At 47.8% G+C, this 24,288-nt stretch carries 17 protein-coding genes; 4 read left to right on the top strand and 13 right to left on the bottom strand.

Features of this window, described 5'->3' with window-relative positions:
* Positions 1–466: 466 nt before the first annotated feature.
* Positions 467–763: a hypothetical protein gene (locus NC796_RS21245; protein ID WP_310687551.1), complete on the bottom strand. Its 297-nt coding sequence runs from the start codon at positions 761–763 to the stop codon at positions 467–469.
* A gap of 600 nt (positions 764–1,363) precedes the next feature.
* Here NC796_RS21245 and NC796_RS21240 point away from each other — a divergent pair.
* The 3 genes from NC796_RS21240 (at position 1,364) to NC796_RS21230 (ending at position 7,764) form a co-directional block, all read left to right on the top strand.
* Positions 1,364–3,898, top strand: a complete 2,535-nt coding sequence (locus NC796_RS21240) for a protein kinase domain-containing protein (protein WP_310687550.1) — start codon at positions 1,364–1,366, stop codon at positions 3,896–3,898.
* Positions 3,899–3,964: 66 nt separating this feature from the next.
* On the top strand, positions 3,965–4,360 hold the full coding sequence (locus NC796_RS21235) for a hypothetical protein (RefSeq protein WP_310687549.1): 396 nt from the start codon (positions 3,965–3,967) through the stop codon (positions 4,358–4,360).
* 194 nt (positions 4,361–4,554) lie between these two features.
* Complete coding sequence (locus tag NC796_RS21230; RefSeq protein WP_310687547.1) at positions 4,555–7,764, top strand: BTAD domain-containing putative transcriptional regulator; 3,210 nt, start codon at positions 4,555–4,557, stop codon at positions 7,762–7,764.
* Positions 7,765–8,153: 389 nt separating this feature from the next.
* On the opposite strand, the gene NC796_RS21225 is transcribed toward NC796_RS21230, so the two are convergent.
* Both NC796_RS21225 and NC796_RS21220 read right to left on the bottom strand, forming a co-directional pair.
* Positions 8,154–9,281 carry an ABC transporter permease gene (locus NC796_RS21225; RefSeq protein ID WP_310687546.1) on the bottom strand — a complete coding sequence of 376 codons (1,128 nt, stop codon included), beginning with the start codon at positions 9,279–9,281 and terminating at the stop codon, positions 8,154–8,156.
* 124 nt (positions 9,282–9,405) lie between these two features.
* Complete coding sequence (locus NC796_RS21220) at positions 9,406–10,512, bottom strand: ABC transporter permease (protein WP_310687545.1); 1,107 nt, start codon at positions 10,510–10,512, stop codon at positions 9,406–9,408.
* 142 nt (positions 10,513–10,654) lie between these two features.
* Here NC796_RS21220 and NC796_RS21215 point away from each other — a divergent pair, with 142 nt between their 5' ends.
* The gene (locus NC796_RS21215) at positions 10,655–11,002 is read left to right on the top strand and encodes a four helix bundle protein (protein WP_310687543.1); all 348 of its coding nucleotides are present in this window, start codon (positions 10,655–10,657) and stop codon (positions 11,000–11,002) included.
* 59 nt (positions 11,003–11,061) lie between these two features.
* On the opposite strand, the gene NC796_RS21210 is transcribed toward NC796_RS21215, so the two are convergent.
* The 10 genes from NC796_RS21210 to NC796_RS21165 all read right to left on the bottom strand — a co-directional run bounded on the left by NC796_RS21210 (position 11,062) and on the right by NC796_RS21165 (position 23,830).
* The gene (locus NC796_RS21210) at positions 11,062–11,811 is read right to left on the bottom strand and encodes an ABC transporter ATP-binding protein (protein WP_310687541.1); all 750 of its coding nucleotides are present in this window, start codon (positions 11,809–11,811) and stop codon (positions 11,062–11,064) included.
* Positions 11,808–12,725 carry an ABC transporter ATP-binding protein gene (locus NC796_RS21205; protein WP_310687539.1) on the bottom strand — a complete coding sequence of 306 codons (918 nt, stop codon included), beginning with the start codon at positions 12,723–12,725 and terminating at the stop codon, positions 11,808–11,810. The genes NC796_RS21210 and NC796_RS21205 overlap by 4 nt, the downstream gene beginning before the upstream one ends.
* A 78-nt stretch (positions 12,726–12,803) precedes the next feature.
* Positions 12,804–13,730, bottom strand: a complete 927-nt coding sequence (locus NC796_RS21200) for an HlyD family efflux transporter periplasmic adaptor subunit (protein ID WP_310687537.1) — start codon at positions 13,728–13,730, stop codon at positions 12,804–12,806.
* A 44-nt stretch (positions 13,731–13,774) separates the two neighbouring features.
* The gene (locus tag NC796_RS21195) at positions 13,775–14,686 is read right to left on the bottom strand and encodes an alpha/beta hydrolase (RefSeq protein ID WP_310687535.1); all 912 of its coding nucleotides are present in this window, start codon (positions 14,684–14,686) and stop codon (positions 13,775–13,777) included.
* Between the two features lie 90 nt (positions 14,687–14,776).
* Positions 14,777–16,045 carry a TolC family protein gene (locus NC796_RS21190; protein ID WP_310687533.1) on the bottom strand — a complete coding sequence of 423 codons (1,269 nt, stop codon included), beginning with the start codon at positions 16,043–16,045 and terminating at the stop codon, positions 14,777–14,779.
* The gene (locus NC796_RS21185; protein ID WP_310687531.1) at positions 16,042–16,659 is read right to left on the bottom strand and encodes a TetR/AcrR family transcriptional regulator; all 618 of its coding nucleotides are present in this window, start codon (positions 16,657–16,659) and stop codon (positions 16,042–16,044) included. The genes NC796_RS21190 and NC796_RS21185 overlap by 4 nt, the downstream gene beginning before the upstream one ends.
* A 380-nt stretch (positions 16,660–17,039) precedes the next feature.
* Positions 17,040–18,587 carry an MFS transporter gene (locus NC796_RS21180; RefSeq protein ID WP_310687530.1) on the bottom strand — a complete coding sequence of 516 codons (1,548 nt, stop codon included), beginning with the start codon at positions 18,585–18,587 and terminating at the stop codon, positions 17,040–17,042.
* Positions 18,588–18,790: 203 nt separating this feature from the next.
* Positions 18,791–19,927 carry a Gfo/Idh/MocA family oxidoreductase gene (locus NC796_RS21175; protein ID WP_310687529.1) on the bottom strand — a complete coding sequence of 379 codons (1,137 nt, stop codon included), beginning with the start codon at positions 19,925–19,927 and terminating at the stop codon, positions 18,791–18,793.
* 10 nt (positions 19,928–19,937) lie between these two features.
* Positions 19,938–20,795 carry a sugar phosphate isomerase/epimerase family protein gene (locus NC796_RS21170; protein ID WP_310687527.1) on the bottom strand — a complete coding sequence of 286 codons (858 nt, stop codon included), beginning with the start codon at positions 20,793–20,795 and terminating at the stop codon, positions 19,938–19,940.
* A 23-nt stretch (positions 20,796–20,818) separates the two neighbouring features.
* Positions 20,819–23,830, bottom strand: a complete 3,012-nt coding sequence (locus tag NC796_RS21165; protein ID WP_310687526.1) for a PVC-type heme-binding CxxCH protein — start codon at positions 23,828–23,830, stop codon at positions 20,819–20,821.
* Between the last annotated feature and the right edge of the window lie 458 nt (positions 23,831–24,288).

Below are 24,288 nucleotides of genomic sequence, written 5' to 3'. Positions count from 1 at the left end.
TAACGCACTTACCAAGACGACTATCTCATACATAGTGAGACCAACGTCTCATACTTACCGAGACCATCGTCTCGTAGATCTTGAGACGACTATCTCAGTGCCTGTGAGACGACCGTCTCAATTAATTGAGCACATCTTCTGAAATGCAAAAATATTTAGCGTCGGTTCGAGACAGAGCCTGTCATTGCGAAGAGGGATTAAGTGATCATCGGGGATCCCGAAACCTTTTGGGAGGCAATCTCCCGGCGGGTGAACAGAAAATGGAGGGGGAGATCGCCACGTCGACCTTAAGATGGAGCCGGCTACTGCCACAGACGCCTCCTCGCGATGACAGCTATAATTTTGTGATCCTTATATTGAACTCACGTTTAATTAAAATAAACGCCGGAGGAATTATTCCTACCGGCGCTTTATATTATTATTAACAATGTAGGTTGTGATTCTGTATTACATATTAATTTGCCCATCATGGTTCACGAACCCAACTGTGAGTAAATATCTTCAGAGTGTTGTTGTGGTTACTGTAATAAACAACCTCCTCGTACGGTCCCTTTTCAACGCCACACTCAGTGTGCCGGAATACATTCAAGTTCAGGATGTTAGCTCCCTGGGTCACTTCTTCCCAGCTGAACCGTTTAAGCAGTACCGGCTTCCCATTACACTTTCCCGTGTTATCCGGATAGATCAGCGTTCCGTATCCATCGGAAAAGTCCAGTGTGCGCTCCTTTTCTTCATCTCCGTTTAAGGGTACCTGAAACCACATTCCAATCAGATCATGTTGGGAAGTGGTTGGGGAAATGCGAGATTGATTGAAGTCAGTTGGCACATAATTAGTACTGTCACAACCAGCGAATAATATTGCCAAAGATACAACAATTGCGAATATAACTTGCTGTGGGGTCGATAATTTAAATGTTGAAGCTCTCATGGTATTCTCCATTTTGGTTATTGAAAACATTATTTATGTCCATCAGGGAAGGGAACGACTTGAATTTTTTTATGTCACTCCAAGATTGCTGTCACTTCCCATCTTGGTTTCAATTGAGGAATACGGAGGGGGGCGTTACACAAGCGTCATTCAAACGTCAAAGCAGAATTTTTTTTGAAATATTTTCAGGCATAACTGATAAGGGGACTTAAATGCATGTTTTATCCCAAAAGAAAATCAGTCAGGTTAAGCAAGTAGCTTAACAAACGGTGTATTATTGCGTAACAGACAGATAAGATCATATTTTTTAATACTATATATCTAAGTATTTATTTTTTTTGATTTTAAACTAATAGTATAGATCATGTAATTGATAAGTTGATTTCTTCATCCTTAGGAACGCCGCTGTTTATGCAAAAATAAGAGAGGGTGATTATGCTTCGGTCTGTTCTACATTACGATATACAAAGGAAACTGGGAGAGGGTGGAATGGGCAGCGTTTTCCTGGCAACGGATACCAAACTCAAAAGAGACGTAGCCTTAAAGTTTTTACCTGATCAAATCTCCTCTGATGCTTCAAAACGTCAACGGTTTCAAACTGAAGCGCGGGCTGCCGCCGCTTTAAACCATCCCCATATTGCCCAGGTACATGCAATCGAGGCATCCGGGGATGATTCACTATTTATTGTAATGGAATATGTTGAGGGTAAGGAGCTAAAAGAACTCATTACTAAGGATGCACTCAACCGAGAGGAAAAGATACAAATTGCGCTACAGGTAGCCGAAGCCTTGTCAACTGCCCATGAAAAGGGAATTCTCCATCGCGATATCAAGTCGAACAACATAATGGTCGATAAGGATGGAAAAGTTAAAATTCTCGATTTTGGGCTGGCACGAATCCAGGGATCTGAACATATCACAAAAACCGGGTCTGCTATCGGGACGACAGCCTATATGTCGCCGGAACAGGTTCAAGGGCGGGACATCGATGAGCAATCGGATATCTGGTCCTATGGCGTAGTCCTATACGAGCTATTTACAGGAGAACTGCCATTTCAGGATTTTTACGAGCCTGCCATTCTGTATAAAATCATTCATGAAGAACCCAAAAGCGTTTCTGAAATCGACCAAGATCTCCCGGATTACATTGCGAACATTATTCATAAATGTTTGCAGAAGCGTAAAGAAGATCGCTACCAGACGATATCTGCCGTTATTGATGATTTTCAGGCCAGAAGTGCCGGCACTGTCTCCACGAATAGGGCTGTTTGGAAATTTTCTGGTATTAAACCGATCTATTTCTGGACGATTCTTCCCCTGTTTCTGGTGATGCTCATTCTTCTTTTTCAGTTCTCGAATGTGATTCAAGTCAATGCAGTCCCATCAAAATTAAGCCTGGCAGTGATGCCCATTGAAAATATCGGAGGAGATTCGGACACCCAAGCTATCTGTGAGGGACTGGTTGAGACGCTATCCGGCAAGCTATCGCAGATAGAACGATATCGCAATTCATTTTCTGTTGTTCCATCCAGTGAGCTCAGAACCCGGAATATACGGTCCGCGGGGGAGGCAAAGGAAATGTATGGTGTAAACCTGGTCGTGGAGGCAAGCCTGCAGCAACTTGCCGATTCCACCCGGTTTATAATTAGTCTGGTTGATACTGATAACACAAGGACAATTGATGCAGAAATCATAGATGTTGCCTCCCATAACCTGGTTTCCCTGCAAAATAAAGCTGTGAGTGCCCTGCTTGAGATGCTGAAAGTTGAGTCTAGTTCCGAAATCGACATGGCCATCAGGGAGTTGGATCCTGCTCAGCCGGAGGCGATGCAATATTACGTGATGGGTAGAGCGTATCTGCAACGACCCTCCACTGGTGAAAACATCAATACTGCAATCCGGCTTTTCAACAGAGCAATCGAGGAAGATTCCTCATATGCCTTGGCTTATGCCGCACTCGGTGAAAGCTATTGGCGCAGATATGATGAACTACAGGTTACGGATGATGTTAAAACTGCACAAAAGTACCTGGAGAAAGCCCAGGAGCTCAACAGCGGCCTGGCAGAGGTAAGAATTGCCAAGGGTATCATTCACAGGGGAATTGGGGAATATGACCAAGCTGTATCAAGCTTTAAAGAAGCTTTGGAAATTGATCCTGAGAATGCCGGTGCCTACCGAGAGCTGGCCGGAACATACGAAGATAATAGAATGATTAAACAGGCAGAACAAACGTTCAAGGAAGCAATTACCCTGAAACCTGATTTATGGTTGGGATATAATCAGCTGGGAACATTTTATGAAAGGCAGGATCGGTATGAAAATGCGTTGAACCAGTTCCAGCGAGTGATTGACCTTACCCCCGATAATCCCATCGGCTATTCAAACAAAGGGGGAGTACATTTAAGACTCGGGGAGACTGAAAAGGCAGAAGATATGTTCGAGCATTCCCTTGCACTGGATACAACTTATTACGCAGCTTCAAATTTGGGATATATAAAACAAGTTGTTGTTGAAGATTACCAGGCTGCAATCAACTGGTATAGGGCGGCTCTTCGTTTAAATCCCAATAATTACACTTTGTGGGCAAATCTTGCCAGTGCCTGTGAAGCTTCGGGTCAGAACAAAGAAGCTCAGCAATATTATCGGAAAGCTATTGCATATGGCGAAATACAACTGAATGTAAATCCCAATGACGCTAAACTCATTTCTGACCTTGGATCCTTTTCGCTTGATATCGGCGATACTGCCAAGGCAGTTCAATATTCTGATCGAGCCCTGCAGCTTAACCCTGAAAATATAGATATTCAATACCGGTCTGCCACCATTTATGAACGGGTTGGAGACCGTGAAAAGGCGCTTCACTGGGTCGGGAAAGCGCTGGAAAATGGGTACCCATTGGCCAGAATACAAGGCTCAACCTATTTAAAAGAACTGACTGAAAGTGAAGAGTTTAAAAAAATGATAGAGTAGGCTTCACCACAAGTATGTTCATCAACATTAAAAATGTTAACTAACTTCATAAAACAGGAGATCGTTATGGAAAAAAGTGCAGGCACATCTAATCCGACTGAACATGTATTGGAAGTAATAAAGATTGAAGATGAAAAGCAGACTTGGAGAGTTGTTGAACAAGAATTCAACTGCCATGCTGTGGTGGCCAAAAGAGGGGAAAAAATTAGCTGGACATCCCAATCTAATCTTATTTTTCAGTTCCCTTCGAACTATACCACATTCGTTACCCCGATAATTGATGATCAGGATTTTACATTGATAGCAGAGGGTGAAGAAACTCTTCCTGCCGGTGAAACCTTTACTCTAAAAGTTAAGAATGATGCTCCCTTTGGCAGGTTATCATATGCCGTCCTGGTTAAACAAGATTGTGTTCTGGCAGAGGGGGGATCGGAGCCCAGTATCATTTTTAAGGAGCGCTAATAACTCTTTTGAAGGCCCCGGAACCGAAATAGTTGAGTATCTGTAACCCTAATTCAACTTGAACAGTAGCTGAACAGAAGTACTTTTCTAAGTTTACGATGAAGGTTGATAGGTTAGTAAATATTCGTTTGTATCACCACGGATATTCCCATGCCTAAATTTATATTTATTAGTAAGTTATAAGCAACAATAAATTGAAGGAATCAGTAAGGACGCGGATGGATGAATCGCTCCAAATTGATCTGCTGGGAACGTTTCGCCTTCACTACGAGGGAAAAACGGTGCCGGCTATGAACTCGCCGCGGCTCCAGGAGCTGCTGGCATATCTCTTGCTGCATAAAGAATCCCCACAACCGAGGCAGCAAATTGCTTACGATTTTTGGCACGATAGTCCTGATAAACAAACACTTGCCAATCTCAGGCAATTGCTTTACCAACTTCGCAACGCCCTGCCGGATGCTGACAACTATATTTGGACTGACACCAAAACCATTCAGTGGAAACCCGAGGCATCATATTATCTTGATGTCGAAGAGTTCGAGGGGTTGTTAAAAAAGGCTCAGCAATCAAAAGCAACCAATGAAGAATTGGAAGCGATGAAGAAGGCAATTTCTCTTTACAGCGGACCACTGCTATCTAACTGCTATAATGAATGGGTTATTGGCGATCGAAATCGGCTGAAGGAGGCCTATGTGGATACCTTAAAGCAGCTGGCTGACGTATTGGAAGAAGATCGAAACTACGAAGAGGCTATCACTTATGCCAGCAAATTGATGGAACATGATCCCTGTAGCGAGGCTGCATATCGACGCCTTTTGCAACTTCATGCCCTTAATGATGACCGGGCTGCCGTGATCCGAACCTATAAAACTTTTGAAAAAAAGATACGGCAAGAGCTGGATATAGAACCCGGTCCCAAGATCCGGGAGTTGTATCAGAGGCTTTGTGAAAGTTTCCGGCAGGAATCCGGTGATCCCGCGCTCCCCCCTGTTTCACCTACAGGTAATGGTGCAGGTACAGACTGGCCGATGGTCGGGCGCAAAGAAGAATGGAAGACCTTGCTACAGACCTGGGATGAAGTCCGTTCCGGTTCCATGCAATGGGTTTTGATACGGGGAGAAACAGGAATTGGAAAATCGCGACTTGGCAGCGAGTTGCTGGCATACCTCTCTAAACAGGGATATCCCGGTGCCCGTGCCCGTTGCTATGAGGCTCCCGGTACTCCCGGATACGGACCGGTGGCAGACTGGCTCCGGTCGCCATCGTTTAGCTCAGGGCTAAGCATGTTAAATGAATCCTGGCTGAATGAGCTTTCCCGATTGCTACCGGAATTTTCAGGACGGTTACAAAACGCTCCCGATTCGCAACCCTGGCAGCAGCGTCGTTTCGAGGAGGCCCTGGCCCACGCCTTTTTGGCAAACGAAAAGCCGGCCCTGCTACTGCTCAACGAGGTTCAGTGGTGCGATTCCCAAACCCTGGGTTGGCTCGATTTTCTCCTGAATCAAAACCAACCGACGCCATTTTTAGTGGTTGCAACCCTACGAACCACAGCTGGAAATCCCTATGACAACGAGGCGCTGGAGGGGCTCCTTTTTGAATTGCGACAAAAGCATTGTCTGCGGGTTATTGAGCCAAATCCCCTGGATCGTTCTCAGACCCTGGAATTGGCTTCTCACATCCTTGGCCGGGAGATTAGCGAGTCAATGAACAGCCTCCTGTATTATGAAACCGAAGGTAATCCACTGTTTATTGTAGAAATGGTCCGTGAGTTGAACCTTCTGGACCAACTAAAAAATAGTAGTGACGATACCTTTGTACCTCCGGATCAAACGCCTTCGCAGATTCGTGAATTACCCTCCCTTGTCAGCGAAGTGATATCCCGGCGTTTCCGGTATCTCTCGCCTGAAAGTCGCGAAGTATTGGGTATTGCAGCGGTCGCCGGACGCGAATTTTCTTTTAATCTGATTTCCCACTCATGTGACTTAACTGAGGACGAGCTTATTGAGGCCCTTGAAGAGCTTATTCGACAGTATATATTCAAAGAAGTACGGGCTAATTTGTACGATTTCACCCACGACAAGCTTCGGGAAGTGGCATACAAAGAGCTTAGCAATACCCGTCGTCGTCGACTTCATCTTGGCATTGCCGGGGCGATTAAAGAAATCCATGAGGACAATCTGGCTCCCTGGCACAAGAGGTTGGCTTTTCATTACGAGCGTGCCGGAGAAATTGAAGCTGCACTTGATCACTACCTGCAGGCTGCACTTCATGCCCGCGAGGTAACATCTCTGCAGGATGTGGGTATGCTGCGTCGCGCGCTTGAATTGTTAGCTAACCTTCCGGAGAGTCCAAAACGAGACTATCGCGAGTTTGAACTCAAAACGTCGCTTGCAATCTCGTACCTGCAGCGACGGAGATTCGATGCCGAGGAACTGTTCCGGCTTTGCGAGAAGGTATACCGGCTGGGCAGTGAATTGGGAGAACCGCCCCCCATTGAGGTTTTGTTCACCCTTGGCATTGCCAAACTTATCTCGGGAGATCCCGCGGCAGCGGTTGAATTGGGCATTGTAATGTACACTCTGGCCAAACAGACTGATAACACCGCTGCGGAAGTAGAGGCGTGCTACCTTCGGGGACTCTCGAACCGTGTTGCCGGAAATATATCGGAATCTGCCCAGTGGTATCGGGAGGGCCTGGAAAAGTACGAAGAGAACCATCTTCTTACCTGCATGCAGATTTACGATGTGGATGGCAGCATTATCCTGCGAATGGAGGCGGCCGTGAGTATTCTGTTGACAGGCTCTGAGGAAGAGGCCCGGGAGCTGATGGAAAGAACAATGGGGAATTTTCGGGCATCGGGTCGGGCTTTTGGGGATGCCTATATTTTCTATGCCAGGGCTTGGTTTGAAACCCTTTGTGGCAATGAAAAGAAGGTTCGGGAAGCGGCCGAACGGTTCCTGGAGCTTGGAATCGAAAGTGAACCGATGCACTGGAGCAGGCAAATGAATATTCTGCTGGGCTGGGCGATGGCTGCGCAGGGATCCCCGGTACGTGGGACTGAGCGTATCCAAAATGGAATCGATGAGCTGGAAGAACGTGACTATTTGTTGGACATTCCTTTCTATTATGTACTTCTCGCAGAGAGCTTGATTATCGCAGAAGAATATTCCGAAGCACGAAAAGCTATCAAAAGGGCGAGGGAGATCGTGGAAAGCACCGGGGCTGGTTTTGGTGAAGCCGAAATTTCACGTGTAGAGGGCAAACTATATTTGGCCCAGGATTCACCAGATCTGGATGCCGCCCGTACTGCCTTCAGTAAAGCTATTGAGACTGCTCAAACCCAAGGCTCACGGCTCTTCGAGCGTCATGCATCTCTTGCTCAAAAGGAGTATTCGTTAAACTGAATAAGCCTCTGTTAAATGAAATGCTGACAAAGGTTTCAACCAATTTTTTTTTCGGACCATGCAGAGCCAGGATGACATATCAGAGACGATATTACACTGATGGTTATCAAACAGAATTGAGTATATAATTCCCTAATCCGTGCAGAGTATTTATGCGATAAGTTCAACCGCCGACTTGTCGATCCACATGCGGTTATTTGTTCAGCTATCAGTAGATTGCTTTTGATATTCGCTGATTCCTCGAAATAACATTTTTATGATATCAAGGTTAAATTAGATAGTTCAGGATAGTAAAGTAGACCACTTCAGGGTAGTGAAGTTATCTACTTTACTATAGTGAAAGTGTCTGCTTCAGGGAGCAAGAACACTTGCGGAAGACTGGCATCCTTTTAAGAAGTCCGCTTCCTATAGCTGGCTACCGCAACCGGCAGCAGGATAACCGCCATCAGCGTGATGGCAGCCACTATGTGCTGAATATCCGCCCAGCCGGAACCCTTCAGCAGCACCATCCGCATGATCTTGCCAAAGTATGCGATCGGGTTGACCACCGTCAGCTGCTGTGCCCACTGGGGCATGCTTTCGATGGGAGTAAAAATGCCCCCCATAAGCATAAATACCATCACGCAGAAAAAATTGATAAACATCGCCTGTTGCTGGGTGTTGGAGGCGGAGGAGATCAACAGTCCCAGTCCCTGGATCGCCAGCAGGTAGATGGCAGCCGTGCCGTAAATCAGCAGCACATTTCCGCGGAACGGGATCTCAAACCAGAGGTAGGAAACCAGCAAACCCACGGTCAGCACCAGCATAGCCAGGATCCAGGTAGGAACCAGCTTGCCAGCTATAAACTGGTACTTTTTGATCGGTGTCACATTGATCTGTTCGATAGTGCCAATCTCCCGCTCCCGCACGATATTCAGCACCGAAAGCAGCAGGCAGATCAGCGTCACCAGAATCGTGATGATTCCCGGCACCATATACATAATGTAGTCGAGCGTGCTGTTGTACCAGTTGGAGGTTGTAATATTAAATCCAGCTCGTTTGACAATTCCACCGCTCGATACTGTTTGAATTTCCGGGGAGATATCCTGCCCAAAACCGCGTAATATGGCCTGGCTGTAGCTTTGGATGAGCCCGGCTGTACTGCCATCCACCGCGCTGATGATAAACTGCACGCTGGGTACCTGGCCGGAGCGCAGATCCTTCTCAAAATCATTGGGAATCACCATCACCATCTTGGCCTGGTTCTTCAAAATGTCATCAATACCCTGATCGTCGCTGAAGCTTTGCCCCACTTTTGTAAAATAGCCGGTCGACTCAAATGTATTCGCCAGCCGCGTGGACATGGTACTCTGATCGTGATCTACCAAGTGAAACTCCGCATCCTTTAACTCAAAGGTAGCCGCATAGGCCAGCACCACCAGCTGAATAATCGGCACCGCAAACAGGATAAAAAGCATCGCTTTATCCCGCAGTATCTGTAAAAACTCTTTCTGTACGAGGTAGAATATGGTTCTCATTGTTTTTTCTTTATGTCATCTATTAATACGTGTTTAGCTTAGGACTATCAGCTGTCAGCCTTGAGCAGACAGTTTAATGATAGCCTTTTAATAAACTGATAGCTGATGGCTCAGAGCCGTTAACTTATTCAAGCCTGTCGTGGAAATTCCGGATGCCAGCAAATACCAGCACCACGGTCATGGCCGCCAGGATAGTTATCGGGAACCAGAGGTATTCAAAACCGGTCCCCATCAGCATGGAGCCGCGGGCGGTAATCAGGTACCACTTGGCGGGCACCGCGTGGCTGAACCACTGCAAAACCTGTGGCATACTTTGCACCGGGAAGATGAATCCCGAAAGAAGGAACGTGGGCAACAACGTACCCATCAGGGAGCCCATCATCGCGGTCCGCTGGTCTTCCGCTTTTGTTGAAATCAGGACCCCGAGCGCAAGGGCTGAAAAGATCAGCAACAGGGAGACAAACAGGAAAAACAGCACAGATCCTCGGAACGGCACGCCAAACACCACATCCGCCACCACCAGCACGGTTATCACATTCACCACCGAAAGCACCAGGTAGGGGATCACTTTCCCTACAATAATGTGATGAGGCTTTAGTGGCGAAACCAGTAAAATTTCCATCGTACCGGTCTCCTTTTCACGTGCGATAGAAACCGAGGTCATCAGCGCCGAAACCATCATCAGGATTACAGCGATAAGGCCGGGCACAAAATAGTAAACGCTTTTCAGCTGCGGATTAAACAGCATCCGTACCGTTGGCTGTATGCCGATATTTGCCCCCGACACCATCGCATTTTCAGGCCGCCAGCTCTGCACGATTGCGCGGGTATACTGCTGCACCAGTCCCGCAATATTGGGCTCGCTTGCATCCGTGATGATCTGCAGGTCGGCCTGTCCCACACGCTGCATTTTTTGTTTGAAATCCTTCTCAAAGACAATCACCTGCTTGATGCTGCCAGCCTGGAAGGCGGGATCGATCTGGTCATTTGACTCAAGATATGTAGTAATATTTAGCTCGTCGGAGGCTTGCAGCTTTTGGATCAGCTGTCGCGTAATCTCGTCTTTGGAATGATCCAGGATCGCGACCTGGGCATCATTCACTTCATTGCGCACGGCGTAACCAAACATCAGTAGCAGTACAATCGGCAGCCCAAACAGGATCAACAGGGTACGGGTGTCCCGAAGGATGTGACGAAATTCTTTTATAACAAAACCTTTGAATGAATGCATGTGTCAGTTTACAGTGTGTCAATTATCAGGGAACAGTGTGTCAATGTACAGTTGAACAATTTTTCTAATTTATTTTGTAAGGAATCACTTTGAAAGTGATCTATATCACCTAGTCTCCCTTTAAATAACAATGAGGTTAGTGATGGATAATAATTTGTATAAGAAATCATATGCTTTTTCAATTAGGATCGTTAAAGCCTATCAGTTCCTAAGCGATGAAAAGAAGGAGTTTGTTTTATCTAAACAGCTTCTTAAATCAGGCACCAGTATTTGTGCCAATATAGCAGAAGCTAATGGTGCAATCTCAAAAGCAGACTTTTCTGCCAAACTTTTTATTTCGTACAAAGAATGTCTTGAAACCAAATACTGGTTATCCCTTTTGAATGACACCGGATTCATTGATGACAAAACCTTTGAAAGCATGCACGAGGATGCCGACGAACTGGCTAAGATCCTATACACCATACTCAAGAAAAGCCGCATGAAATAAGAATTAAGCTTAAGATTATTCATAACTGGTAACTGTATATTGACACACTGTAAAACCGGTCACTGTTCACCGCGCTTCGCACCACGTGCCAGCTGGATGAAAACCTCCTCGATATCCTCAGCCTCAAACTCCTTTTTCAGACCGGCGGGAGAATTCAGCGCTTCAATCCGACCGTCTACCATAATGGAAACGCGATCGCAGTATTCGGCCTCATCCATGTAGTGGGTCGTCACAAACACCGTTGTGCCCTCTTCGGCGGCCTTGTAGATCTGCTCCCAAAACTGGCGGCGTGTGATCGGGTCGACCCCGCCGGTGGGCTCATCAAGGAATACAATATCCGGGTTGTGCATGACCGCAACTGAGAACGCCAGCTTCTGTTTCCATCCCAGCGGCAGGGATCCGATCCGCTTGTCCCGGGCCTCACTCAGGCTCAGTGTCTGCAACAAATCGTCGGCCTTCTGTTTAATCTGCTTGAAGGGGAGCCCGTAAATGCCGCCATAGAGCCGGATGTTTTCCCACACGGTCAAATCCTCATAGAGCGAGAACTTCTGGCTCATATAGCCGATCCGTTTCTTGATCGATTCCGCCTGCGTGTACACATCGAAACCAGCTACTTTCGCTTCACCAGAGGTGGGAGCCAGTAGCCCGATGAGCATCCGTATCGCCGTGGTTTTGCCGGCACCGTTTGCCCCCAGGAAGCCGAAGATCTCTCCCTGGCCGACCTCAAAGGTGATCTGGTCGACCGCGGTAAAATCCCCAAATATTCGGGTTAAATTGGTTGCCTGTATGGCCAATTCATTCTGACTCATACCATCTCCTCCTGCATTAATGCCATAAAACTGTCCTCGATGTCCGGCTGTACCGGTTTGACTTCGATGTTTGTAAATCCAGTCTCCGAGAGATATTGTCGCAACGCTTCCGGCTGTGGCTGCTCCCGCTGGTCGGTGTAGTGCACGTATTCTCCAAAAGGCTGCACCGAATGGGCATGCGGGTAATCCCGGAGCTTTTTCAGCAGTCGGTATCGATTGTCGGCCTTCACGGCCAGCAGTGGTTTTTTAAAGGCCGCCACAACTTTGTCAGTGGTATCAATCTTCAGGATATGGCCTTCATCTATCAGGGCCACACGATCGCACTGCTCGGCTTCATCCATATAGGGGGTAGACGCGATAATCGTGATATTCTGCGATTTAAGGTGCTGAAGCATCTCCCAAAACTCCTGTCGCGATACCGCATCTACACCGGTGGTGGGCTCATCCAGGATTAGCAGCTCCGGTTTGTGGATCAGGGCGCAACTCAGCGCCAGCTTCTGCTTCATCCCGCCCGAAAGTGCCCCGGCCAGTCGCGACTCAAACTTTTCTAGCTGGCTATATATCGGCGCTACGAGGTCATAATTCTCCTCCAGCGTAGTGCCAAAGACCGAGGCAAAGAAGTCCATATTTTCTCTTACACTCAAGTCTTGGTACAGCGAAAAACGGCCGGGCATATAACCGAGTAGGGGACGTATCTGGCGATAGTCATCCACCACATCGTATCCCAACACACTAGCTTTTCCCGAATCCGGTTTCAGCAGCGTTGTCAATATCCGGAAGAGCGACGTCTTCCCGGCACCATCCGGACCGATGAAGCCGAACAGCTCACCTTCCCGGATCTCAACCGAAATCTCGTCCAGGGCAGTAACCTTGCCGTAGGTCTTTGTCAAATTTTGAATGCTTACAATGCTCATAATTTCTTCATGCTTAATGGCCACAGATTTTCACAGATAACATTAATTAAATCAATTATAACCTGTGCATATCTGTGGCTAAAAGTTCACCTCACCCGGCATTCCAATTTTCAGTGTACTATCGTGATTGGGCACACGGACCTTCACTGCGTACACCTGTGTCACACGCTCTTCCTTGGTTTGAATCTGCTCCGGGGTAAATTCCGCCTCCGAAGCGATCCAGCTAACCCGTCCCCTCATCGACTGGTTTTCCTCGGCATTTTTGTCCACCAAGACTTCTACCTGCTGCCCAAGTTTAACACTTGGAAGTTGGGCTCCATCCACATACACACGTAGGATCAGGGTATCGAGATTGGCAATTCGGTAGAGCGGCTGTCCTCGCTGCACCAGTTCATAAGGTTCTACAAACGTTGTCAGAACAGTGCCGTTCACTGGGTTAATAATCAGTGCATCCGCAATCTGATCGTTGACCTGTTCAATGCGGGCCTGTGTGGCGTTGATCTCCGCCCGTACCGACTGTTTCTGCGTCTGAAGGGCATTAATCCGCTTCTGGATAGTTCGAACCCGTGCCTCCGCATCATCCAGCTTTTGCTGGGTCGTGGCGCCATCTTTCTGGAGTGCCTGCAGCCGATTCAAATTCGTTTCTGCCAACGATAACTCTGCCTGTTGAACTTCAACTTCAGCATTTATATTGGTGATACGCGCACGGATCGATTCCAGCTGTGCCTCCAGCTCTTTCTTCTGAAGTGACAACCGCGTGGAGTCCACATAGCCTACTTGGCGGTCGGCCTGGATATTGTCACCTTCTGTTGGTGTAAATTGCAGCAGCTTACCGCTCATCTCAGACGAGATTGTCGTTTCTGTTGCCTCGAACTGGCCGTAGGCATCAGAAATATCATTTGTAGCGCACCCCGATGCAACAAGCATCAAAAGGGACAAGATTGTGAATATGGAAGGGATTCTCCTCCCGTTTCTACTGTTGTCTTTTTCTTTCTGCACTTTCATGTTTCTGTATTTTGAGTTATTGAGTTTCTTAGATGATTCTTTACCTAAATTTGTGATGCCATGGCATATCTGCTCTCAATCTGCTCGGCACTGCTCGGCATCGAGACATAGTCGGAAAGGCGGGTATGCTGCCCAATCTTATAGCCTTTCAAAAGCTGGGAAATCAGTTGGAGCACAGAGGGAGAGTGGAGGTAGTCGGTGTGATTTTGAACCACTCCGCTGCAGTCGATAACATTGATCTTAGCATGCCTTTTGAGCAGATCCTGCTGGTGAGAGGGACCGGCATAGCCCAGCGCCTTTTTCCATTCAACCAGGCGAAAGCCATATTTAAGGATACTGTCATTCCGGTTGTGGAACGCGTAGAAACAATGAACTTTTTCCAGCAAAGGCCCCATTTTTTGATCCTTCAACAAGATATCCGTGGGGATTGCAGCCCCGAGGGAGAACAGGTTCCGAATTCTGATATCGGCTTCTTCACGCAATGCTTTGTATCCCACCAGTGCCGCCATACTGTGTCCCATGATATCGATGGTACAACCGGCCTTGGTCAGCCATCTCAACCAGGTACGAAACCGGTTGCCCGCCTCCCCGGTATTTCTTTTGGCATGGAAATAATCAAATTCTGAGGAACCGGACGGCCAGGTGTATCCAAGAATATGCTCATACTCGTCCCCAAAAGATCGTTGAATCCGCACACGGGCCAGCATGAATTCCCGCACGGCGTACAGGAATGGGTTGTTAAAACCATGCACCAACACCAATACTTTCTCGGAAGACAGCTGTGATAGGAACCAGTCTTTTGTGATCGGCCGTCCTTGGCCTAGCCCACCGAACTGCACAATACGGTCTTTTTCCGCAAATATTCTGCCATCATTCATATCTTTCCTGGAGCTTATCAGGTACATGGCGTGTAGGTTATGTTCTGATTTTCGGTAGAGCTTGATGAGAATTTCCATCCCATCAAGCTGGCTTTATTGGGTGATTGTCGAGGTGTAGAATAGGGATATACTGCATATCCCACCGATGTCGTCTGGGTCAACGATTCGTTATTCAATTGGTACTCCGAGTGTTGTGGCATACTCAATCTGCGCCTCAGCCAGCTGCACCCTGTTGATAAACAGCGAGAGCCGGGCGCGGTTTGCCTGTGTTAATTCGGTGACATATTCCGTTGCTGTTATTATACCGTTTTCAAGCTGACTCGCACTTTCCTTTACAATCTGCCCGCGCAGGGCAATGATTTCCCGATCCCGCTCTATGTTTTCCCGGATCGAGGAGATACGCTGCCCGATGCGATCCAGGGAAGCCTGCAACTGCCGGGTAAATGCTTTTCGATTTTGATCCACTTTTTGTTGCTGTACTTTCAGTGCCTGCAATTCGGTATCCGAGATCCAAAGGTCGGTGAGGTTCCAGCGAAGCTGTAGACCAACGATGTAATACTCGTGGAAATCGTCATTCAGGAAATTGAGCCCTGGCCGACCAAATGCTCCCGTACCAAAGGCTGAAATACTAGGTAGTTTTTTCGTATACGCAAGATCAATCTGCTTCTCGAGGGTCTTCTCTGTGCTCTGGAAGAGTTCATATTCCGGGCGCCGAGGCTGCAGCGATTGGTAGTTCGCCCGGGGGGATGGCAAGCTCAGGTCCATGTCCGGCGATATTTCCTCCCCGATCAGCTCACTCAATACTTGGTAACCGGCATCAACATTTGAGGCTATCGTGGCTGAATCCTGGTGCGCTTTTATAAGCTCTGCCTGCAGAATATGTTGCTGGCTCGGCAAAAGAACGCCATTTTCGACCTGTGAACGAACCGTTTTGATTCGCTCTTTCAAATCTTCAATCAGCAACGCGTTTACTTTTTGCTGCTGCTGTGACAACAGAATGCCGAAATATACCTGGTCAACCTGTTTACGTACCTGGTGCAGCTCGATTTCTGAAGAATGGATCTGCTGCTCTCCCTTGGCCCGCTCCAGCTCTTTCCGAATGCCTACAGCACCGCCTTTAAAAATATTTTGCGTCACCTTCATAGAGGCCTCATACTGATCTTTACTGACTGCCGGGGGACCCCCGCCGCCAGGAATAGAAAACTCGGTAACTTCGGACTGGTAACTGGCCTTTCCATTGACTTCAACATTTGGATAATAACCGGTATCAGCAACTTTGAGATTGAGCTCGGTGATCTTCTGCTGCAGTTCAATATTTTCTGCCACAGGATAATTCTGGCTGGCCTGGGTATAGCAATACTGAAGGCTGAGTGAGTCAGCCGGTGCGTTTGCCTGAACTGCAGAGGCAAAAAGTAAAATTAGCGTGAGTACCTTCATTGTTTTTTATAGTTAATTGCGTTCAAAATGAAGTCAAGTAAAAAATCCTTTCGGTTTTCCAGGAAATCACGGTAGCCCGCTTCATCCAGCTCAAAAATTCCTTTTACCATCGTCTCTGCCAGGAAAGGGAAGAGAATCAACCCAACGATGCTGGCCATAAGCTGTTTCGGTTCAATCGGGTCCATATTACCGCGGTCAACTTCCTCCTGGATCTGCTTCAAAAATTTCTTTGGAGGATGGATACCTCGTTCCCGGATAAAATTCCGCAGCCGCTCCGGGTTTTGATTCATCTCATGGATGATGAATTGGGAAATCCGGGGGTTTTTGCTCAAAAAAGAGTAGTATGCCGTAATCAGTCGTTCTACTTTTTCATCGAAGGGAATGTCAGAATCCAAGACTTTAAAAATGATGGGAAAGAAGCGGCTCATCTCCCGCTGATAAACCATCGTAAAAAGTTTATCCTTGCTTCGGTAATAGTAATGCAACATCGATTTATTGATATCCGCCTCATCTGCAATCTCCTGCATCCGTGCACCATCATATCCCTTGCGATGGAAGACACGACATGCGGCCTCAAATATTAGTTCTTCAGTATCTTTTTCTTGTGCAGTCATTCGTGATCAATTCTAAGTTTAAATACTAACTATATGATTCAACTATTTGGTTGATTCAGTTCAAATTTTTTTTTGGAGCTGGATTAAGATTTCGGATCGAATTTCTTCTCCTTTCGATATCTTCGTGTTTAGCTTCCTTTATCTCAACTCCACCCGTAAACTAAATGATCCAAATGAATGTTTCAACCATTTAGTTAAAAATTTCATTTGACTGGTACTAAATGTCCTAAAGTAGTCACAGCACCCACAAAGCAACTATTTATCTCATAGTATTTTCAAGCTACAAAGTTATAGGAAGGACAAAAAAATGCGATCCCGGTAGAACCGAGATCGCAAATAAATTGATATAAATTTAGCTGCAGGGCCGAGTAGTCCCCTGTTTATTTCTTTAATTGTTCTGCTTTATAACCACCTTTTTTTCTGTCATTTAGATAGATAACTAAAAAGACGACAGCTACCACAAAGCCCAGTGGACCAATCCAAAGAAAAGCCATCCGTCCGCCGTAATTATCGGCAGGACGCAAGACCTGGGAGGCGTCGGTAATCAGCTCTTGTTCCTGATTTACACCGCTCTCCACAATGGCTCTCAGCGCATTGCCTGTAAGCGTTCCATCAAACTCATTATTTGTACGATAATACTCAAGCGCTGCCTGGGTTCTATTCAATGCATTTTCAACATCAACTTCCCGATAGCCCAGCTCGGCCAGCTCTTCTATGCTCGCCGCTTCTGCCGTTTCAACATATTCGGGGAATCGTTCCTCAACACGCTCGAAGACAGAAACAGTTCGTTCTTCATTGAGGCCGTCCGGAAGATAACCATCGGCAATCTCTCCCATAATCGCGTTGGAACCACCGGCCGCAACAAAACCGATCCCTATCAGCAGGACGATCCCGAGCGAACCGGCTTTGGGGAACCGTTCACTCATCAGTCCCACCATGGTAGGGAAATAGAAAGCAACGCCACAACCGAAAACCGTCGCGGCAATCATCATCTGAACCACTTCCGTTTCAAACAGGGCAAACATCAGTAATCCAGCACCTGTAAGTACAGATGCACCAAACAGCATGCCCGGGGGAGAAAATTTCTCCACAAACGGGGCGGCAAAAATTCTGAGTACCATCATTAAACCACTTATCCACGCAAATACCAGGATACCATGCACCCCCGCTGCCTGCAATACTTCAGGAATCCAGCGGCTCGGTCCCATCTCCATGGAAAGGGTAATCATCTTCAACACAATAAGACCCCAGACGAGGGGATGGGTTAAGGTATAGCGAACCATCTCTCCAGTAGGAATACCTGCCTCGGCTGTCTCCGTTTTTGGAAACTTTTCTGGCAGAATCATGGCTCCGTAAATAAAAATGGGAATATAGATAATGGCTATCTGAAGTGTCCAGTGTCCGATATTAACCCCACCGATCATTCCGGTCTGGGTCATTACCCAACCCAGCAGGCCACCGAATACCATTCCACCCGGGAAAAAGGCATGAAAGTGGTTAAGCTTGGTTGTTTTGTTGTTGGGGAACAGGGCTGCGACCATCGGATTTCCTGTCACCTCGATCAGTCCGTTCCCGGCACCAAACCCGATGGCTCCCATGAACAGGATCCAGAAAGCAAAGGGCTCTCCCTCAAAAGGGGCGGCTGCCAAAAAGAGTGTCACCCCCGACAAGTGGCATAAGAAGGCACCAATAGCTGACTTTCGAAACCCGATTTTTTCAAGGAATGGGCCAATTGTTAGCAATGAGACGGCCATACCCCAGAGAGCAGCACCCCCGATGTATCCCACCTGTGCGTTGGTCAGGATGAATCCCGTTTTCAGTTGGTTGAGAATATTACTGACAAGTACAAACGAAAACGCTGTAGGTAAGAGGGCAATACAAATACCCCAAAACAATCGTTGCCGATTAATCGCATTCGAGTCACTCATCGTCCTAATATTATAGGTTAGAAATAATTGACGCTGCGAACACTTATCTAACCAAGAATTGAGTTGTAGGCGAAGTGAAGTTGATGGGGGACAATTTTGCCCCCCACCACAAACACATCATTGCTATCTATGATACATCAAAGTCGATATAACTTACTGTTTTATATGCATTTATAATAATTATAAAAATTATTGCGAACTACCTACTTTGAGAGGGTAAACTCCGGCAGGCGTTTGATTTCGCCTCCGTCCATCGCCGACTCGTGTGCCAGCAGTCCAACGCAGGTCCAGTTGGCGGATTGACGCGCGTTCGGGTAGGGCTCACGGTCATTGGCAATCGAGTCCACAAACTCATGCGCCAGGTGCGGATGCGACCCGCCGTGGCCACCGCCTTGGATAAACGACAGGTGCGCGTGCTGGTCGGCATCATATACACCTTCCTGGGTGAACTCCTGGATTTCTTCAGGCAGCAGGTGGCCGTAGTCGGGCACTTCCACGCGCTCGGGGATCTCCGGCTCGGGCTTCTTGGCGGTGTGGATGACCGGGTCTTCCCCCTCAATCAGCGGCCATTCGAATGATTTTTTCGAGCCGTAGGCGTCAAAGCTTTCCCGGTACTGCCGCGCTGTGTCAAACAGGGAGCGGTAGATGTGGGCCGAGATGTCGGAGTCGGCCAACTTGATGTGGCAAGTCTCCACGGCAAACGGGGAGCCGGACTTCTCGATCAGATCGTCGCTGATCTTCCCGGAGCCAAAACAGGAAACGTACTCCGCATCGGCATCGGTGAGACCCAGCACCGGGCTTACCACGTGGGTAGCGTAGTGCATCGGCTTCATGTACTGCCAGTATTCGGGCCAGCCCTCCATATCCTGCGGGTGGGAAGCCTGCAGGTACTGGATCCTGCCCAGTTCGCCTTTTTCGTAAAGCTCCTTCACAAACAGGTACTCTCGGCTGTAGACCACCGTCTCGGCCATGGTGTATTTCAGGCCGGTCTCTTCGACGGTTTCCACAATCTCTTTGCAGTCTTGCACCGAGGTGGCCATGGGCACGGTGCAGGCCACATGCTTGCCAGCCCGCAGGGCCATCAGCGTGTGCTCGGCGTGCAGCTGAATCGGGGTGTTGATGTGAACCCCGTCAACGTCCGGATCGGCCAGCAGCTCCTCGTAGGATGTATAGCGCTGGGCATCCGGAATATCAAAGGCATCCCCCACCTCATTGAGGTCGGCTTCCGTCCGCTGGCAAATGGCATACATATTGGCCTGCGGATGTTTTTGATAAATCGGGATGAACTCCGCACCAAATCCCAGTCCGATGATTGCTATGTTTACTTGGTTGTCTGACATAATGATGTCCCTAATTTATTTTAAAGGTTTCTTTGATAAAAGCCAGGCCTTCTTCCGCAAGCTGATCCTGATCCTCTGCAAAAGGCTTCCAGATACAGACAGCATCAGCCAATTCCTGGTTGTCTGAAGTAAAACTTTCGATATTCACGTAACCGCTGTAATCAATTGCTTCCAGCCCCCGGCGGAAGCTGTCCCAGTCCGTCTGGCCGGTACCGGGTGTACCGCGGTAGTTTTCCGATACTTGTACGTGGATAAGTTTGTCACCGGCAACCTTAATAGCCTCTTCAAGATTATGCTCTTCAATGCTCATATGAAATCCATCCACCATAATTTTTGCCGCATCATGATCGATATCATTCACCAGGCGCAGAGCATCTTCGGTCGTATTGATTAGGTCAGATTCAAAACGATTGAGCGGCTCAATGGCCAATTCCAGTCCGCGATCGTCGGCTTTCTTTGCCACTTCACGCAGGTTTGTAACGGCCCGCTTCCACTCGGTTTTTCGCTGCTCAGGCGAAACCATTCGGGCTTTTCCGACTGCTGAGTACATCGGTCCGGCTACAAAACCGGTATCCAATTGATCGGCTAAATCCATCAGTGCATCCATGTAATCGAAGCAGTCCTGGTGGATTGACGGGTCATCACTGGTGAAATCCCGCCCGGGACCAAACGCCCCACAGATCACCGCCTCCAAGCCATGCTCCCGAAGGGACTCCTTGACCCTCGGGCCGTCGACCAGATCGGGATCCTCGACGGGTATTTCCACCACATCAAATCCCATCTTCTTGATTTTCGGAAATAACTGGACCGTTTCGCTGTTAAAGGGTGAGGTCCAAACCCACGTACTTACGCCAAATGATAAAGCCACTATACTAAATTTATTTATTCAGATTATCGTACAGATCCACTTGCAACCACATTCATCGTACCCTGCATCGTTCTCCAGTGGCCCGGGAAGGTACAAACGTAAGGATAGTCTCCCGGATCTTCCGGTGCAGTGAATGAAAGCGTAACCGACTGGTTCGGATTGACGAGGTCGGTGGCGTGGAGCACTTCAGGAACATCAGGTACATATTGCTGATCGCTGCCTTCAGGGCTTGCCGCCAGTTCATCTGCAGCCTCACCTACTTTTTGCAGGGCGCCGGGTTCCACAATCAGCAAGTTGTGCTGCATGAAATCGGGATTTTCAAATACAATCTCTACCTGCTGGCCAGCTTCTACGGTAAAGTCTTCGATGTCAAATTTCAACTCGTTTACTACTGTAGTAATCCGAACAGTCTTTACATCTCCTGCAGCTGGTTGAGATGCCTCAGCTTCAGTAGTTGACTGGGGCTGACTACTAGTAGCAGCTTTGTATCCCTCAGCATGCTTATTGCCAGCCAACTTGAGCGCTTCTGCAAGCCACTCATCTTCAACGACCTTCTCATCCTGGCTCAGGCTGAACAATTTTTCACCCACTTCCTCGCTTTCCGGCATTTCAATGGTCGAGAGAATAGCCGCGAGCTGTGTGTGACCGTCATCATCCTCAAGTACTCCTGACTCCAGGATGGCACTGTTGGTTTCAGCCGTACGAGGGAGCGTTTTGATAGCTGCTTTTCGAACTCCTGCGGCTGGATGCTGAAGTGCTTCCGTGGCCACGTTAATCGCTTCTTCGTTACTTCCGTCTAGCGCACCGAGACCGTGAATGGTCCAGAGCGCATGCTGGGCCGCTGTGTTAAGCCCCATATCATCTACTTCTGAATTTTCAACTAGTTCGTACAGATCGGACAGCACATCGGTTTCGCCACGCTCTACCAGCAGACGCTGTGCGGTGAGTCGCCAGAACATGTTGTCGTTACCAAGCGCTTCAACAAGGGCATCTGGATCATCTTTGCTCAGGCTCATTGGCTCGCTGGGCTCAGATCCTGTATAGGTGAGACGCCATATGCGGCCGTGCTCGCGGTCACGCAGCGGGTTGACGTGCGCATTTCCAGCCCCGTTTTCAGCATCCCAGCCTGCTCGTTCTACAGTCGGCGTCGGGTTGTGTTGGATCATGAAGTTGTACCAGTCAAGAATCCAAAGGGAACCGTCCGGACCGACTTTCGCTTGTACCGGTGATACCCACTCGTCGTGGCTGGCCAGGATATTCCATCCATCTTTTTCCGTATATCCCGCACCGTTTTCTTCAATAATTGCCTGGTGGGTCAGGTTGCCCGTGGGCTCACTCACAAAAGCAATTCGGTTCCAGTATTTTTCCGGAAACTGGCGCGCGGTATAGAATTTAAACCCGGAAGCGGCTGTAAATCCACCAAAGACATCAACCTGGCGGTAGTTTCGGGTGATGGGGTGCATGGCATAGTGCCCGTCAATTTTCTTGCGTCCGGCACTCCAGCGCTGGCGATCGGTCCCTTCCGGCCACTCATAATCAGCATAGTACCGCTGCGGAATGCCCATGTACACCAGGTGCTCGTTATTGGCTGTGGAACCGAACACATCAAAAGTTTCATTAAAGCCAAGCCCCCATGTGTTGTTGGAGGTAGCTGTCAGGTATTCGAAATCGATGTTGTCGAAATCGGTGGTAAAGCGATAAAAGCCTTGGCGAAACTCAAACTCTTCGCCCCCAATGGTTCCTTCAAAACCGGAGTATCCAAGCGTCCCCCAGATCTGATTGTCATAACCGTACTGCAGGTGCGAGGGGCCGGCGTGCGTGTCAAAAGTTCCCCAGCCGGTAATAATTTTTTCACGGACATCCGCCTTATCATCCCCGTCGGTATCCTTCAAAAACAGGAAGTGGGGAGCCTGTGAAACAACCACACCGCCATTAACCAGTGCCAGGCTGGTGGGGATATTCAGATTCTCGGCAAATACCGTGGTTTTATCGGCTTTCCCGTCACCATCGGTATCCTCAAGTATCTTAATTTTGTCATCCCCGGTTCCATCTTCTTCACGAACCGTATTCGGATAGTCCACGGTCTCGATCACCCAAAGGCGACCCTGCGCATCCCAGGTCATATCAATGGGATTGATGATGTCTGGCTCGGAGGCAAACAGTTCCAGCTCATATCCCACTGGGACCTGCGTCAATTTCTTGGACTCTTCGGGGGAAAGCGGCAGCTGATATTTTGGGGCCGGATCCACCTGGCGATAGTTGGGGATCGTCTCCCGGTCTTCATAGGTCAGTTGCGGAATTGTTTCCTCAAACTGTTCCCAATTTTGGCGCACCTGGTCGCCTACGGACCAAACAATTCCGGCTTTTACCAGTTCATGAAATCCTTCATTTGACCATGTTCGCTCGTCATGACCGTAGGCAGTATAAAATACTCGTCCGTTGCCATGAGTGCGGATCCAGGTCCACGGTTCATCTTCCCGCTCCATCAGCACGGTGCGGTCTTGATTGTGCTTGTCGTGAACATAGGTTTCATCCCAAGTTTCAAATTCGGAAAGACCGTCGGTGACGGGATGATCGCTATTTACTATTTCGGCGGTAAAAGTGCCGGTGCCGTGCTCCATAAATTGCGCACCAACCAGTTCTACAAAAGCTTCTGAATTTCTAAAACAATAACTGGCGGAATGAATAGGTAGGAAACCGCGACCACTTGCTACAAAATCGAGAAGCGCTTGTTCCTGTGAGGTGGTGATGGAATCATGGTTGGCGTAAAGCATGAGGGCATCATACTTGGCCAGATTCTCTTCATTTAAGTCTGCCGGATCTTCCGTATATGTGAAATGAATGCCATCATCGGCCAGGCCAGAGGCCAACAGCGGCGCGTAGGCCTCGGAGTTATGATGCTCACTATCATGGCCTAAAAACAAAACCTGTATCGGACCAGGACCATCATCGACTATTTGTTTTTCAGCTGATTGGCAACCTGCAAATATCAGTGCTGTAATGGACAGTAATATCCATCCTTTTAAAGTTTTCATATCAGATTTAATTTGGTTGTAGAAGGTTAAAAAAACTGAGGCTGGATATAAACGCATCCCGTTTTCCCCAAAACGATCCCAGCTAATAAGTGTATAAAGAACATATATAATTTATTCTATATAGAAAAGACAAAAACTAACAGCCTGGATCCCTCCAATATCTGGATCTCTTCTGCTTAAAATAATACCGAAACTATCCTCAGCTAACAATAGAAATAGGCGAAAATTTGTAGTATACCGACTCTTTCACCCTCTCCAGAAATTTTAGTCCTTGAAAAACTAAAATAAAAGAGGAAACTCATTGGCGTAAATCACACAGATTTATTTACAACTTTTCACCAATGAACACTATATATCCAAAGCAAGATGCCAAAATTGGATATCCCTCCGTCAACCTGAAAGACAGAATGGGATTCTGCGATAAGATACTACTTCAAGAGAGCTAGTGAGATGAAAAT

The sequence above is a fragment of the Aliifodinibius sp. S!AR15-10 genome (assembly GCF_031569985.1).
Classification (GTDB): Bacteria; Bacteroidota; Rhodothermia; order Balneolales; family Balneolaceae; genus JAMQKA01.
This window is presented reverse-complemented; position numbering and strand designations above follow the sequence as displayed.